1 protein-coding gene is annotated in these 525 nt (G+C 38.9%); it reads left to right on the forward strand.

What is annotated here, in order from left to right; all coding sequences use genetic code 11:
• Window positions 1–35 precede the first annotated feature (35 nt).
• Window positions 36–491, forward strand: coding sequence for a GNAT family N-acetyltransferase (locus ACQEXU_RS22020; RefSeq protein WP_258500418.1), 456 nt, complete (start codon window positions 36–38; stop codon window positions 489–491).
• Window positions 492–525: the final 34 nt, after the last annotated feature.

The following is a 525-nucleotide window of genomic DNA, read 5'->3' on the forward strand; positions in this document are numbered from 1 at the left end:
GGGTGGTAGCGTTGTTCACACCTTAATTTGGCGTTATGAGGCATATGGATATTCAACTAATACAAATAAAAAGTGATGATTTTGAAAGTCTGTTCTCTGTCGTAAAACAAGGACTTTATTCGCATGTTGATGCCGTCTTTGGTTGGTGTGATGACTTTCAGGTCAATCGTTTAAAAAGTGACTATGAGCCGCATTGGTTTCACTGGGTTTATCTCAATAACAAGCAAGTTGGAATGCTATGCTTCAAGCCTTACGACAATGCACTTCATGTACATTTACTCATCGTGTTTCCAGAATTTCAAAATCAAAAATTGGGTGGAAGGGTAATGAATATGGTTCACGAAATAGCACGAGAGCAAGGGCGTAGTCACGTAACCTTATCAAGCTTTACTAGAAATGAGTCAGCGGTAAGGTTTTACAAATCTCTTGGCTATAAGGTGATTGAAAGCGATGAAAACTTCCTTTCTTTGTCGCTTCAAGTTGCCTCATAACAATAAATTTAAGAGTGATTCACAACGCTTGGCG

Origin of the sequence: Vibrio sp. TRT 21S02, from assembly GCF_050113675.1 — a bacterium.
Lineage (GTDB): Bacteria > Pseudomonadota > Gammaproteobacteria > Enterobacterales > Vibrionaceae > Vibrio.

Excerpts from the sequence above, each read along its gene's own strand:
- ACQEXU_RS22020 (WP_258500418.1), top strand. The coding sequence starts at position 36 with ATGAGGCATATGGATATTCAACTAATACAAATAAAAAGTGATGATTTT.